13 protein-coding genes, 1 tRNA gene and 1 pseudogene are annotated in these 13,206 nt (G+C 69.1%); 4 read left to right on the top strand and 11 right to left on the bottom strand.

What is annotated here, in order from left to right:
- Positions 1-384: pseudogene (locus AB4Z01_RS33985) on the top strand (hypothetical protein); the annotation flags it as partial.
- Between the two features lie 45 nt (positions 385-429).
- Here the strand turns inward: AB4Z01_RS33985 and trpA are convergent.
- From trpA to AB4Z01_RS33930, 11 genes are all read right to left on the bottom strand, one after another.
- The gene (trpA, locus tag AB4Z01_RS33980; protein WP_441700965.1) at positions 430-1,251 is read right to left on the bottom strand and encodes a tryptophan synthase subunit alpha; all 822 of its coding nucleotides are present in this window, start codon (positions 1,249-1,251) and stop codon (positions 430-432) included.
- Positions 1,251-2,483, bottom strand: coding sequence for a tryptophan synthase subunit beta (gene trpB, locus AB4Z01_RS33975; RefSeq protein ID WP_441700963.1), 1,233 nt, complete (start codon positions 2,481-2,483; stop codon positions 1,251-1,253). Before trpB ends, trpA begins: the two co-directional genes overlap by 1 nt.
- Positions 2,484-2,732: 249 nt before the next feature.
- Positions 2,733-3,386, bottom strand: a complete 654-nt coding sequence (locus tag AB4Z01_RS33970) for a phosphoribosylanthranilate isomerase (RefSeq protein WP_441700961.1) — start codon at positions 3,384-3,386, stop codon at positions 2,733-2,735.
- Positions 3,383-4,135: an orotidine-5'-phosphate decarboxylase gene (gene pyrF / locus AB4Z01_RS33965; RefSeq protein WP_441700960.1), complete on the bottom strand. Its 753-nt coding sequence runs from the start codon at positions 4,133-4,135 to the stop codon at positions 3,383-3,385. Before pyrF ends, AB4Z01_RS33970 begins: the two co-directional genes overlap by 4 nt.
- A complete protein-coding gene (locus AB4Z01_RS33960; RefSeq protein WP_441700958.1) occupies positions 4,132-5,268 on the bottom strand; it encodes an NAD(P)/FAD-dependent oxidoreductase in 1,137 nt (378 codons plus the stop codon). The genes pyrF and AB4Z01_RS33960 overlap by 4 nt, the downstream gene beginning before the upstream one ends.
- Before the next feature lie 336 nt (positions 5,269-5,604).
- On the bottom strand, positions 5,605-6,552 hold the full coding sequence (locus tag AB4Z01_RS33955) for an ornithine cyclodeaminase family protein (protein ID WP_441700956.1): 948 nt from the start codon (positions 6,550-6,552) through the stop codon (positions 5,605-5,607).
- Between the two features lie 7 nt (positions 6,553-6,559).
- Positions 6,560-6,916 carry a lipopolysaccharide assembly protein LapA domain-containing protein gene (locus tag AB4Z01_RS33950; RefSeq protein ID WP_441700955.1) on the bottom strand — a complete coding sequence of 119 codons (357 nt, stop codon included), beginning with the start codon at positions 6,914-6,916 and terminating at the stop codon, positions 6,560-6,562.
- A gap of 43 nt (positions 6,917-6,959) precedes the next feature.
- Complete coding sequence (ihfB, locus tag AB4Z01_RS33945) at positions 6,960-7,244, bottom strand: integration host factor subunit beta (protein WP_429227361.1); 285 nt, start codon at positions 7,242-7,244, stop codon at positions 6,960-6,962.
- A 150-nt stretch (positions 7,245-7,394) separates the two neighbouring features.
- Positions 7,395-8,693: an MFS transporter gene (locus AB4Z01_RS33940; protein ID WP_441700953.1), complete on the bottom strand. Its 1,299-nt coding sequence runs from the start codon at positions 8,691-8,693 to the stop codon at positions 7,395-7,397.
- A gap of 325 nt (positions 8,694-9,018) precedes the next feature.
- Positions 9,019-10,746 carry a 30S ribosomal protein S1 gene (rpsA, locus tag AB4Z01_RS33935; RefSeq protein WP_441700951.1) on the bottom strand — a complete coding sequence of 576 codons (1,728 nt, stop codon included), beginning with the start codon at positions 10,744-10,746 and terminating at the stop codon, positions 9,019-9,021.
- A gap of 123 nt (positions 10,747-10,869) precedes the next feature.
- Positions 10,870-11,514, bottom strand: a complete 645-nt coding sequence (locus AB4Z01_RS33930; RefSeq protein WP_441700950.1) for a (d)CMP kinase — start codon at positions 11,512-11,514, stop codon at positions 10,870-10,872.
- A 253-nt stretch (positions 11,515-11,767) separates the two neighbouring features.
- On the opposite strand from AB4Z01_RS33930, the gene AB4Z01_RS33925 reads away from it, so the two are divergent.
- The 3 genes from AB4Z01_RS33925 to AB4Z01_RS33915 all read left to right on the top strand — a co-directional run.
- Entirely contained in the window at positions 11,768-12,244 is a 477-nt protein-coding gene (locus tag AB4Z01_RS33925; protein ID WP_441700948.1) for a TIGR02300 family protein, read from the top strand.
- Between the two features lie 118 nt (positions 12,245-12,362).
- Positions 12,363-12,438 (top strand) — tRNA-Ala (locus tag AB4Z01_RS33920).
- Between the two features lie 578 nt (positions 12,439-13,016).
- A partial coding sequence (locus tag AB4Z01_RS33915) for a YciE/YciF ferroxidase family protein (RefSeq protein WP_441700946.1) occupies positions 13,017-13,206 on the top strand: 190 nt, incomplete at its 3' end.

Genomic DNA, 13,206 nt, shown 5'->3' with positions numbered 1-13,206 from the left:
GTCGAGGACAGCCAACTCGAAACCGCCGACCGGCTCCTCAAGCTGGCCGCCATCGCCACCCGCGCCGCCCTCGTCACCCTGCAACTCACCCAGGCCCGCGACGGTCAGGACTGCTTGGACAGCGCCCTCGTCTTCTCACCCGCCGAACTCGACACTCTCGAAGCCGTCAATCGATCTTACGCAAGATCAAGCCCGACCCGTCCCAACCCATATCGAAGCCGCAGCCTGCCATGGGCCGCTTGGATCATCGCCCGCCTCGGCGGCTGGGATGGCTCTCGCACCAAAACCGCCAAACCGCCCGGACCCATCACCTTCAAGCATGGCCTCGACATCCTCAAAACCATGGCCGCTGGCTGGGTTCTCCGCGATATGTACATCCCCTAGCGCTTTCGCGGGGATGACGGAGAATAGGGGTAGCGGGACGAGGCCTCACCGCGCCCCGTGCACGCCCTCGGCCAGGCGGCGGACCAGGGCCAGCGGCGATTCGACCGTGGCCACGGTCGGGCGGCCGTCGGCGTGCAGCGAGTGGCGGATCTCCTCGACGATGGCGGAGCCGACCACCGCGGCATCGGCGATGCGGGCGATGGCGGCCGCCGCCTCCGGCGAGCGGATGCCGAAGCCCACCGCCACCGGCAGGTCGGTGTGGCGCCGCAGCCGGTCGACCGCGGGCTGCACCGCCGTCGCATTCGCCGCGGCCGCGCCGGTGATGCCGGTGACAGAGACGTAGTAGATGAAGCCCGAGGTGTTCTTCAGCACCGCCGGCAGCCGCGCGTCGTCGGTGGTCGGCGTCGCCAGGCGGATGAAGTCGATCCCCGCCGCCAGCGCCGGCAGGCACAGCTCGGCATCCTCCTCCGGCGGCAGGTCGACGACGATCAGCCCGTCGACCCCGGCGGCCTTGGCGTCGGCCAGGAAGCGCTCGACACCATAGGAATAGACCGGGTTGTAGTAGCCCATCAGCACGACCGGCGTGGCCTGGTCGCCGGCGCGGAAGCGGCGGACCAGGTCGAGCGTCTTGGTGAGCGTCATGCCGGCGGCCAGGGCGCGGAGGCCGGCCGCCTGGATCGCCGGGCCGTCGGCCATCGGGTCGGTGAAGGGCATGCCGATCTCGATCAGGTCGGCGCCGGCCTTGGGCAGGCCTTCGAGGATCTTGAGGCTGGTCTCGGCATCCGGATCGCCGGCAGTCACGAAGGTGACCAGGGCGGCCCGGTTCTGCGCCTTCAGCTCGGCGAAGCGCGCGGTGATGCGGGTCATCAGATCTGCACTCCGAGCGCGTCGGCGACGGTGAAGATGTCCTTGTCGCCGCGGCCGCTGAGGCACATGACGAGCAGGTTGTCCTTGGGCAGGTCGGGCGCGATCTTCATCACATGCGCCAAGGCATGCGCCGATTCGAGCGCCGGGATGATGCCCTCGAGTTTGGCGCAGAGCTGGAACGCCTCCAGCGCCTGCTTATCGGTGACCGCGGAATACTGCACCCGGCCGACATCGTGCAGCCAGGCGTGCTCCGGCCCGATGCCGGGATAGTCGAGGCCGGCGGAGATCGAATGCGCCTCCTCGATCTGGCCGTCCGCGGTCTGCAGCAGATAGGTGCGGTTGCCGTGCAGCACGCCCGGGCGGCCGCCGGTCAGCGACGCCGCATGCTTGCCGGTGTCGACGCCGTGGCCCGCGGCCTCGACGCCGTGGATCGCGATCTCGGGCATGTCGAGGAAGGGGTGGAACAGGCCGATGGCGTTGGACCCGCCGCCGACCGCCGCCACCAGCGTGTCCGGCATGCGGCCCTCGGCCTGCATGATCTGGTCGCGCGTCTCGTTGCCGATCACCGACTGGAAGTCGCGCACCAGCAGCGGATAGGGGTGCGGGCCGGCGACCGTGCCGATGATGTAGAAGGTGTCCTCGACATTGGTGACCCAGTCGCGCAGGGCCTCGTTCATCGCGTCCTTCAGCGTGCGGCTGCCGGAGACGACGGGCACCACCTCGGCGCCGAGCAGCTTCATCCGGAACACGTTCGGCTTCTGCCGCTCGATGTCGACCTCGCCCATGTAGATGGTGCAGGGCAGGCCGAACAGGGCGCAGACCGTGGCGGTGGCGACGCCGTGCTGGCCGGCGCCGGTCTCGGCGATGATCCGGGTCTTGCCCATGCGCCGGGCCAGCAGGATCTGGCCCATGCAGTTGTTGATCTTGTGCGCGCCGGTGTGGTTCAGCTCCTCGCGCTTGAAGTACACCCGCGCGCCGCCGAGATGCTCGGTGACCCGCTCTGCGAAATAGAGCGGGCTGGGCCGGCCGACATAATGCGTCAGGTAATAGCGCAGCTCGTTGGCGAACTCGGCGTCCTTGCGAGCCGCGGCATAGGCCTTCTCGACTTCGAGGATCAGCGGCATCAGCGTCTCGGCGACGAAGCGGCCGCCATAGAGGCCGAAGCGGCCGTTTTCGTCCGGGCCCGTGCGGAAGCTGTTCGGACGGGGCTGGAAGGGTGCGGTCTCGGTCAAGCGGGGCGGCTCCCGGCACAAATCGTGGCAACAATGGGGCGGAGGAGCCGTGACCTTAGCGGCGACCGATGCCCGCGCCAAACATTTGTGGCGAATGCCCGAGGCGCGCGCATTCCAGACCCGCAGCCGGCGCACACCTCACAACCGTCATTGCGAGGAGCGCAGCGACGAAGCAATCCAGGGGCCACGCCAAACAGCCCTGGATTGCTTCGCTGCGCTCGCAATGACGGTGTTGGGGATGGGTGCAGGCTACTGCCCGACGGCCCGCACCGTGGCGAGGAAGCGCTCCACCCGCTCCGGGGTCTTGTGGCCGGGCCGCTCCTCGATGCTGGAGGACACGTCGACCGTGGTGGCGCCGGTGCGGGCGACGGCCTCGGCGACATTGGCTTCGGTCAGGCCGCCGGCCAGCATCCAGGGCTTGGTCCAGGTCCGGCCGGACAGGATCGACCAGTCGAAGGCCAAGCCGTTGCCGCCGGGCAGCGAGGCGACGCCCTTCGGCGGCTTGGCGTCGAACAGCAGCCGGTCGGCCACCGCCTCATAGGCCGGGATCGCGGCCAAGTCGTCGACGGTCGCGATCTTGATCGCCTTCATCACCGGCATGGCCCAGCGGCCGCGGATCTCGGCCACCCGCGCCGGCGTCTCGGACCCGTGCAGCTGGATCATGTCGAGCGGCACCCGGCCGAGCACGGCTTCGAGCTCATCCTCGCTCGGGTCGACGAACAGGCCGACGCTGCGCAGCCCGGTCGGCACCATGCGCGCCAGCTCGGCGCCAAGGTCCGGCGCCACCGAGCGCGGGCTGGGCGGGTAGAAGACGAAGCCGACCCAGCGGGCCCCGTGCTTCGCCGCGGCTTCCAGCACCTCGGGGGTGCGGATGCCGCAGATCTTGGCGTCGATGATGCTCATGGCACTGGAGTCTGGGGAGCCGCGGCCTCGGCATCAAGCGCCAGGCCGAGCTGGCCGGCGATGTCACGGGCGGCGGCGGCGGGGTCGGGCGCGGCGGTGATCGGCCGGCCGATGACGAGATGGGTGGCGCCCGCCTCCATCGCCTCCTTCGGCGTCATCACCCGCTTCTGGTCGCCGGCATCCGACCCGGCCGGGCGGATGCCTGGCACCATCAGCACCGAGGCCGGCTTCAGGATGCGGCGCAGCCGGGCGATTTCGCGCGGCGAGCAGACCACGCCGTCGAGGCCGCTCGATTCGGCCAGACGGGCCAGGCGCTCGACCTGGGCCGAGACCTCCATCCCCTGCCCCACCGCCTCGAGATCGGCGACGTCGAGGCTGGTCAGCACGGTGACGCCGAGCAGCTTCGGCCGGGGGATGCCCAGCTTGTCCGCCTCCTTCTCCGCGGCGTCGGCCGCCGCCTGCATCATCGCCCGGCCGCCGGAGGCGTGGAGGGTGATGTAGGTCGGCGACAGCGGCACCACCGAGCGGATGGCGCCGGCGACGGTGTTCGGGATGTCGTGCAGCTTGATGTCGAGGAACAGCGGCACGCCGGTGGACCGGGCCGCCCGCACCCCGTCCGGCCCCGCCGCCATGAAGAATTCGAGGCCGAGCTTGATGCCGCCGACGGCGCCCGCAACCAGGCCGGTCAGCCGCTTCGCCTCGTCCACCGTCGGCGCGTCGATGGCGCAGAAAACCGGGTTCGTGGTCATGCTCGCACTCCTTCAGCCGCCAGGTGGCCCGCCGGCAGGTGGCCGGCCGCCCAGCTCGTCAGCTCCGCGGCTTCGCGCCGGCCGAGCACGCCGTCGGCCACCGCCCGGCCGATCAGCGCCCCGAACTTGAAGCCATGGCCCGAGCAGGGGCTGACCAGCCAGGCCCGGCCGCGCCGCTCCAGCACGAAGCGGCTGTCCTCGGTGAAGATATAGCGGCAGGGACGGGCTTCGAGAATGCGATACTCGTCGAGGTCGCGCAGCACCGGGCGATAGCGCTCGCGGAAGGCCTTCGCCTCCCCCGCCGCCACGGCGGGATCGGCCTCCGGATCCGCCTGCCGCTTCCAGGCGCCGACGCCGATCTTCAGCCGGGTGCCGCCGACCGGCGGGATCGCCCAGTGGTCATCCGGAAAGCCGCAATCGATGATCCCCGGCGCCGCAGCCCAGGCGGCGGCATGCTCCGCCGGCGGATCGAGATAGACCACGAGCTGGCGGTAGGGTGTGAGCCGCCCGGCCAGGTCCGGGAACAGCCCGCCGACCCAGGCGCCGGCCGTGACCACCACCGAATCGGCCTGCAGCGTCTCGCCCGAGGCTAAAGTGACGGTGCCGGCCTCGGCATCGACCGCCCGGACCGGCGCGTCGGGCCGCAGCGTCACGCCGGCGGCGCGGCACAGATCGATCAGGGTCGCGACGATGCGGTCGGCGAACAGCACGCCGCCCTCGGGCATGAACAGGCCCCAGCGGATGCCATCCGCGATCAGGAAGGGAAAGCGGCGCGCCAGCTCCTCCGGCGGCAGCAGCTCATAGGCGGCGCCGAGCGCGTCGAGCGGGGCGCGGCAGCCATCGGCCCAGTCGCCCTCGGCCCGGCTGAAGGCGATCGAGCCGCAATTCGCGTAGTGGCGCACCCCGGCGGCGGCCCAGACCTCGTCCCAGGCGGCATAGGCGTCCAGCGCCATGCGGGTATAGCCGGGCCGGCCGGGATAGAGCGCGCGGATCAGCCGGTGGCTGTCCCACGAAGCCGCCGACGGATTCGGGATCGGCCCCCGCTCCAGCAGCGTGACGGCCTCTCCAGCCCCGGCCAGATGCCAGGCGGTAGCCAGCCCCATCACCCCGGCGCCGACGACGATGCTGGTCATCTGCGAAGACCTCGACACTTACACAAACTGTGACCCGGGCATCCAGAGACTGTCGACACCCTCTGGATTGCCGGGTCAAGCCCACGGCTGTCCGGTTAAGCTTTTCGGGTTGCGGGTTTAGGTAGGAACTAAACTTTTATTGTCATTGCCGGGCTTGACCCGGCAATCCAGGGGCCACCGAGAGCGGCTCTTGAAAGCCCCTGGATCCTCGGGTCAAGCCCGAGGATGACAGTAAAATAGAATTCAACCAAAGACAGACACGCGTTAGCTGCGGTTCTTCCTCAACCGGACAGCCGTGGGTCAAGCCCGGCAATGACAGGGAGTAAGGGAAGCCGGCTAAGCCCCCTGCCCTTCCAGCGTCTCGACCGCCAGGCGGGCGGCGGCGAGGTCCTCCAGGGCGGTGCCGACCGATTTGAACAGGGTGATCTCGTCCGGCGCGCCACGGCCCGGTGCGGTGCCGCGGGTCAGGTCGTGCAGGTCGGCCAGGATCGCATCCGCGCCGATCACCCCGGCTTGGATCGGCTGCAGCAGGTCGCCGGCCTCGGCCAGGGCGCCGGCGCGGGTGTCGACGAAGATGCGCGACAGGCGCACCGCCTCGTCGTCGCTCTCGCGCATCGCCGGCAGATAGGCGCCGGCGAGGTCGAGATGGGCGCCCGGCCGCAGCCAGGCGCCGCGCACGATCGGCTCGCGCGACTGGGTGGCGCAGGAGACGAGGTCGGCGTCGCGCACCGCGGCCTCGAGATCGGTGACGGCGCGGACCGGCAGGCCCTCGGCCGCCAGCGCCTTGGCGAGATCCGCCGCCTGCTCCGGCCGGCGGGCCCAGATGGCGATGTCGGCAAGCGGGCGGACCGCGGCATGGGCGCGGATGAAATGCGGCGCCAGCGCGCCGGCGCCAACCATCACCATGCGCGACGAATCCGGCCGGGCCAGGTAGTCGGCGGCCAGGGCCGAGGCCGCGGCGGTGCGGCGGTTGGTCAGGGTCGGCCCGTCCATGATCGCCCGCGGCACGCCGGTGGCGCCGTCGAGCAGCAGGTAGGAGCCGACGATGAAGGGCAGGTCCTTCGCCGGGTTGCCCGGCATCAGCGACACCAGCTTGATGCCGATCGCCTGCTCCCGCTCCCAGGCCGGCATGATCAGCAGGGTGGCGTCGCCGGCCGCAGTCGGCATGGTGTGGTGATGGCGCAGCGGCGCCTCGACCTCGCGGCGGAAGGCCTGGCGCAGCGCCTCGATCAGGGCACGCGTGTCGATCGCCCGGTCGAGGGCGGCGGCATCGATGGCGAGCATGACGGTGTCAGCGCTGGCCGGCGGCAGGCAGGGCCGGGCGAGACAGGTCGCCGTTGCGATTGGCAGTGGCCGGGATGCCCGGGCGCTGCCGCGCCTTCAGCCCTTCCAGATCCTTCTGGGTCGCGGCCAGCCGGGTCTCCAGCCGGCGCATGCGCAGGCCGGTGGCGAAGCGGCCAAACCAGAGGACGAGGCCGCCGATCACGACGCCGAACAGCAGCGGCAGCAGCGCCACCAGATAGACCGGCGCGTCGATCCGGAACGGCAGCGGCCAGAGGCCGAGCGTCACCAGCTCGCGGTTGCTGATCGCGAAGGACAGCAGCAGCAGGGCGAAGGGAACGGTGACGATCCAGGCGATGTACCGCACGGGCTATCCCTCGTGGTGGGCCGGACCCGGCGTTCCGGGCCCGTCATTCATCGGTGTTCAGCCGCTCGCGCAGCTGCTTGCCGGTCTTGAAGAACGGCACCAGCTTCTCCGACACGTCGACCGCCACGCCGGTGCGCGGGTTGCGCCCGGTGCGGGCGTCGCGGCGCTTCACCGAGAAGGCGCCGAAGCCGCGGAGCTCGACCCTTTGGCCCTCCGCCAGAGCCGCCGTGATCCGGTCGAAGATGGTGGTGACGATGCGCTCGACGTCGCGTTGGTAGAGGTGCGGATTGCGCTCGGCAAGCCGCATGATGAGCTCGGACTTCGTCATGTCCCCCGAATCCCTGTCCGCCGCCTTGTTGTCGACACGGTATGGCCGCGTCGCCTCGCTTGAGTTGGCGGCAAGCGGCGATGGTGCCAGCACGGCCGCGCGAAAGCAAGGGCAAGTGCTTCTGGACAAAGGGATTTCCAGCCCGGAAGATCACTCCGCCGGTCGCATCTCCGGGGCCATGCCGCGGCGGCCGCGAACCACCAGCAGAGTCGCGGCCAGCCCGCACAGCGCGGCGAAGGACACCCACAGCCCCGGCATCGCCGAATTGCCGGTGGCATGGATCAGCCAGGTGCAGACCGCCGGAGTGAAGCCGCCGAAGGTCGCGGTGGCCAGGCTGTAGGCCAGCGAGAAGCCGCTGGTGCGCACGTCCTCCGGCATCATCTCGGTCAGGAACGGGATCATGGCGCCGTTGTAGCTGCCGTAGAGGAAGGACAGCCACAGCTCGACCTCCAGCAGCCGGCCGAAGGACGGGGCCTCGACCAGCCACAGCATCGCCGGATAGGCGGTGACCAGCATCAGCACGGTGCAGGCGACCAGAATGGGCGTGCGGCCGATCCGGTCGGACAGGGCGCCGGAGAGCGGCAGCCAGATCAGGTTGGTGATGCCGACGCACAGCGTCACCACCAGGCTGTCGATGCTGGCCAGGTGCAGCGCCTGGTTGCCGAAGGTCGGGGTGTAGGCGGTGATCAGGTAGAAGCTGACCGTGGTCATCGTGACCAGCATCATGCCGAGCAGGACGACGGCCCAGTTGTCGGCCAGCGAGCGCATGATCTGCGCCACGGTCGGGCGGCGATGCGCCCGGGCCTGGAAGGCCTCGGTCTCCTGCAGCGAGCGGCGCAGCAGGAAGATCAGCGGCACGATCAGACAGCCGACCAGCAGCGGCACCCGCCAGCCCCACAGCGCGACCGAGTCCGGCGGCAGCAGCGTGCTGAGCAGAACGCCGAGTAGGGCGGCGACGATCACCGCCACCTGCTGGCTGCCGGACTGCCAGGCGGTGTAGAAGCCCTTGTTCCCCGGCGTCGCGATCTCGGCCAGGTAGACCGAGACGCCGCCGAGCTCGACCCCGGCCGAGAAACCCTGCAGCAGCCGGCCGAGCAGGACCAGGATCGGCGCCAGCAGGCCCAGGGTCTCGTAGCCCGGCAGCAGGCCGATGGTCAGGGTGCCGACCGCCATCAGCCCGAGCGTCAGCAGCAAGCCGGCGCGCCGGCCGTGCCGGTCGATATAGGCGCCGAGCACCAGGGCGCCGAGCGGCCGCATCAGGAACCCGGCCCCGAAGGTGCCGAGCGACAGCATCAGCGAGGCGAACTCGCTGTCGGTCGGGAAAAAGACCTTGGCGATATACGCGGCGTAATAGCCGTAGACCATGAAGTCATACATCTCCAGGAAGTTGCCGCTGGAGACGCGGAGGACGGCCATCGCCTTCGATCGGGAGGTCGCGGCAGCGCTCATGAGAGGGCCTTTCGGAATCGGGACCGGTGCTTTCTCTCCCCCTGGATCGTCCGTCGGCTTCTGGACGTCGGTTGTCAATGGCCGGATTGGTCGAAGGCCGCTTTGGTTTGCCTCTCCCGCCTGGCGGGAGAGGTCGGGCGTCCGCAGGACGACCGGGTGAGGGTTAGCCCGGGCCTCGACAAAGGGCCCTCACCCGGAGCCGCTTCGCGTCTCCGACCTCTTCCGCAAGCGGGAGAGGCAACGCGAAAGATCATCTGCTGAGCCCCAAAAGAAACGGCCCGCCTCCTTGCGGAGGCGGGCCTGTCCGAGGCCGTGAAGCCTTGGCTTACTTCTCTTCGGTCGTGTTCTCGCGGGCCCGGCGCAGAGCGGCGCCGAGAATGTCGCCGAGCGAGGCACCCGAGTCGGACGAACCGTACTCCGCCATCGCCTTCTTCTCCTCCTCGACCTCTTTGGCCTTGATGGAGAGCGAGACCTTGCGGGTGGCGCGGTCGACCTGCATCACCTTGGAGTCGACCTTGTCGCCGACCGAGAAGCGGTCCGGCCGCTGCTCCGACCGGTCGCGCGACAGGTCGGACTTGCGGATGAAACCGATCAGGCCGTCGCCGACCGAGACCTCGACACCGCCGTCGTTCACTTCCGTGACCGTGCCGGTGACGACCTCACCCTTGCGCAGGCCGCCGGTGCTGGCCGCCTTCTCGAAGGTGTCGTCGGTGAGCTGCTTCATGCCGAGGCTGATGCGCTCCTTCTCGACGTCGACGTCGAGCACCTTGACCTTGACCTGGTCGCTCTTCTTGAACTCCTGGATCGCCTCTTCGCCGGGACGGTCCCAGGCGATGTCGGAGAGGTGAACCATGCCGTCGATCTCGCCCGGCAGGCCGACGAACAGACCGAATTCGGTGATGTTCTTGACCTCGCCCTCGAGCTCGGTGCCGGCCGGGTACTTCTCCGCGAACACCTCCCACGGGTTCGGCAGGCACTGCTTCAGCCCGAGGCTGATGCGGCGCTTCACCGGATCGACGTCGAGCACCATCACCTCGACCTCCTGGGAGGTGGAGACGATCTTGCCCGGATGGACGTTCTTCTTGGTCCAGCTCATCTCCGAGACATGGACCAGGCCTTCGATGCCCGGCTCCAGCTCGACGAAGGCGCCGTAGTCGGTGATGTTGGTCACGCGGCCGCGGAAGCGGGCACCCGCCGGGTACTTGGCGACCACGCCCTCCCACGGATCGGCCTCGAGCTGCTTCATGCCGAGGCTGATGCGCTGGGTCTCCGGGTTGAAGCGGACGACCTGGACCTTGACGGCCTGGCCGATCTGCAGCGCCTCGGACGGGTGGTTGATGCGGCGCCACGCGATGTCGGTGACGTGCAGCAGGCCGTCGACGCCGCCGAGATCGACGAAGGCGCCGTAGTCGGTGATGTTCTTGACCACGCCCTCGAGGATCTGGCCTTCCTTGAGGTTGGCGACCAGCTCGGAGCGGGCCTCGGCGCGGCTCTCCTCGAGCACGGCACGACGCGACACCACGATGTTGCCGCGCGAGCGGTCCATCTTGAGGATCTGGAACGGCTGCGGCGTGCCCATCAGCGGGCTGATGTCGCGCACCGGCCGGATGTCGACCTGGCTGCCCGGCAGGAAGGCGACGGCGCCGTTCAGGTCGACGGTGAAGCCGCCCTTGACCTTGCCGAAGATGATGCCGGTGACGCGCAGCTGATCGGTGAACGACTTCTCGAGCGCGGTCCAGGCCTCTTCACGCTTGGCCTTCTCGCGGGACAGCACGGCCTCGCCGTTCTTGTCCTCCATGCGCTCGATGAACACCTCGACGGTGTCCCCCGGGACGAGCTCGACCTGCTGGCCCGGAACGGCGAATTCCTTGAGCGCCACGCGCCCCTCGGACTTCAGCCCCACATCGATCAGCACCATGTCGTTGTCGACCGAGATCACCCGGCCCTTGACGACGGTACCCTCGAAGCTCTCGGACTGGCCGAGCGACTCCTCGAGAAGGGCAGCAAAGCTTTCCCTCTCGGTCGATTTGACGGCGGCGGAACTAGTAGCCATGAAAACTCCCGTTAGAGACAAACCGGTCGTCGCGCCGGCGGGTCGTCCCGCCTGGGAGAGCGCGATGGCCGGGCCGGGCCCGATGCCCGTATCTCCATCATGCGATCGACGACGGCCGGAGGGTCAGACAGCGTCGCGCGGAGGGCCGATCCGGCGGGACACATAAGCCAGAGCCTGATCGAACACCTGGTCCGCGGTCAGCTGGCTCGTATCCAACAGAAAAGCGTCGCTCGCCGGGACCAAGGGGGCCACGGCGCGGCGACGATCGCGCTCGTCTCTCTGTCTCAGGTCGTCGAGGACCTCGCCGTATATAGACTGGTGGCCGCGCTCCCGCAACTCCTTCCACCGGCGCGCGGCGCGGGTCTCCAGCGTGGCGGTCACGAAGATCTTCGCGGGGGCGTCCGGGCAGATCACGGTGCCGATGTCGCGGCCGTCGAGCACCGCCCCCGGCGGGCGCGCGGCGAAGCGGCGCTGGAAGTCGAGCAGCGCGGTGCGGACCCCGGGGATGGCGGAGACACGGCTGGCCGCCTGGGCCGCGGCGTCGCCGCGCAGCTCCGGGTCGCCGAGCACGGCCGGATCCAGCGCCAGCACCGCGGCGAGGCCGGCGATCGGGTCGTCCGGATTGCCGCCGGCGCGCAGCACGGCGACGGCGACGGCGCGGTACAGCAGGCCGGTGTCGAGATGGTCGAAGCCATAGGAAGCGGCCAGGCGGCGGGCCAGCGTGCCCTTGCCCGAGGCGGCGGTGCCGTCAATGGCGATGACGGTCATGCCGCCGGGCCCGGGGCGCCGGCCGGGTGCGAGATCACGAGGCGCGAGATCACGAGATGCAAGGCGACCATCCCCATCACCGGCCCCGGGTTGCGCCCCGAGGCGAGAACTGTCGAACCCGCGGGCTGATAGCATGGCGGGGACGACGGTGGAACGGCGAGCGGCCGGATCGATGACGTTTTGTTTTTGACAGCCGGCACTCCGCGTGGCAGATGGCGCCCTCTATTCCCGACATGACCCGAGGAGGGCCGGCGTGGCGAAGCCTGAATGGGGCGCCAAGCGCATCTGCCACAATTGCGGGGCCCGCTACTACGATCTGCAGCGTGACCCGATCATCTGCCCGAAATGCGGCACCGAGTACGACCCGGAGGCCTTCCTGAAGTCGCGCCGGTCGCGGTCCATCATCGTCGATGAGCCGGTCGAGAAGGTGCGCGCCGTCAAGAAGGACGACGACAGCGACGGGCTGGACGAGGCCGAGACCGAGGAGGAGGCCGGTGACGACGAGGAGGCGGCCGAGGAGGTCGAGGTGATCGACGAGGGCGACCTCGACGAGACCTTGGTCGAGGAGGACGAGGACGTCGCCGCCAAGGAGAAGGCGCCGGCCGACGAGTTCGACGCCGAGGAGGATCTCGTCGAGGACGCGGACGTCCTGATCGAGGATGCCGACGACCTCGGCGAGGAGGATGTCGACGTCGAAATCGAGGATGACGGCGAGGAGCGGAACCGCTGATCGCGGGGCCTGAAAAATTCCTGTAAAAAACTCTTGCATAGGCGGGGCGGATGAATAAGATCCGCCCCCGCTGACGCCCCCCGGAAAACACCCCGGACGGTGCGTCGCCCAGAGTTTCGGGGCCATAGCTCAGCTGGGAGAGCGCTACAATGGCATTGTAGAGGTCAGGAGTTCGATCCTCCTTGGCTCCACCAAGACAAAGGGCCTGGCCGGCGACGGCCAGGCCCTTTTTCTTTTCCGGCCCAGCACAGTGCAAGCGGCGAGCGGATCCACGGCCGCTCCGCTCGGGGTGGGCGCCGGCGGGCTCATGCTGAGGGTCCTGTCGCCTGAGTCGGTCATCGGCCTGAGCGCAGGCGCCTGTGTCCTCGCTTGCCTGCCTTCATGCGCGATCGGCGTGCGGTCCGGGATCCGGACGCCGCGGCGGCGCCGCCTGCAGGCGCCGATGAATCGTTGTCGAACCACTGATCCCGTCGGACGACCTTCGGCGGCACGCCCCGTCAGTCCAGCCAGGTCGATCCACAGCGGCGAGACTACGCTCGGAAATGACAATCGATCTACAGCGGCTCCGCTTGGCTTAAGCGCCACCGAAGTAAAGATAGATTATAGTTTGTTATATTTTACCATTGCCGCATAGCCGTTTCGCATCGTTTCGCCGCCTCAAAAGAGATCGCTCGAGGAACGGAGAGCAGGTGACGCCTATTGACTTGTCGTCTGCGGCGCGGTGCGCTCGATCGCTTCCGGCCGTCAGGTGGCAATCAACAGGGGGTAACCCATGGCGACGACTGAAAAGACACTCGACGACCTGTTCCTCGACACGCTGAAGGACATCTATTACGCCGAGAAGCAGATCCTGAAGGCCCTGCCCAAGATGGCGAAGGCCGCGCAATCCGCCGAGCTCAAGGCCGCCTTCGAGACTCACCGCGACGAGACCGAGGGCCAGGTCGACCGCCTGTCGACCGCCT

Source organism: Inquilinus sp. YAF38 (assembly GCF_052113205.1).
In the GTDB taxonomy this organism is placed as follows: Bacteria; Pseudomonadota; Alphaproteobacteria; order DSM-16000; family Inquilinaceae; genus Inquilinus.
The sequence above is the reverse complement of the archived record's forward strand: the minus strand, read 5'-3'. Positions and strand labels throughout refer to the sequence as shown.

Bases quoted from the DNA above. Each gene is read 5' to 3' on its own strand.
- rpsA (WP_441700951.1), bottom strand. From the start codon at position 10,746: ATGGCTACTAGTTCCGCCGCCGTCAAATCGACCGAGAGGGAAAGCTTT.
- AB4Z01_RS33970 (WP_441700961.1), bottom strand. From the start codon at position 3,386: ATGAGCATCATCGACGCCAAGATCTGCGGCATCCGCACCCCCGAGGTG.
- AB4Z01_RS33930 (WP_441700950.1), bottom strand. From the start codon at position 11,514: ATGACCGTCATCGCCATTGACGGCACCGCCGCCTCGGGCAAGGGCACG.
- pyrF (WP_441700960.1), bottom strand. From the start codon at position 4,135: ATGACCACGAACCCGGTTTTCTGCGCCATCGACGCGCCGACGGTGGAC.
- trpA (WP_441700965.1), bottom strand. From the start codon at position 1,251: ATGACCCGCATCACCGCGCGCTTCGCCGAGCTGAAGGCGCAGAACCGG.
- AB4Z01_RS33960 (WP_441700958.1), bottom strand. From the start codon at position 5,268: ATGACCAGCATCGTCGTCGGCGCCGGGGTGATGGGGCTGGCTACCGCC.
- AB4Z01_RS33955 (WP_441700956.1), bottom strand. From the start codon at position 6,552: ATGCTCGCCATCGATGCCGCCGCCCTCGACCGGGCGATCGACACGCGT.
- AB4Z01_RS33940 (WP_441700953.1), bottom strand. From the start codon at position 8,693: ATGAGCGCTGCCGCGACCTCCCGATCGAAGGCGATGGCCGTCCTCCGC.
- ihfB (WP_429227361.1), bottom strand. From the start codon at position 7,244: ATGACGAAGTCCGAGCTCATCATGCGGCTTGCCGAGCGCAATCCGCAC.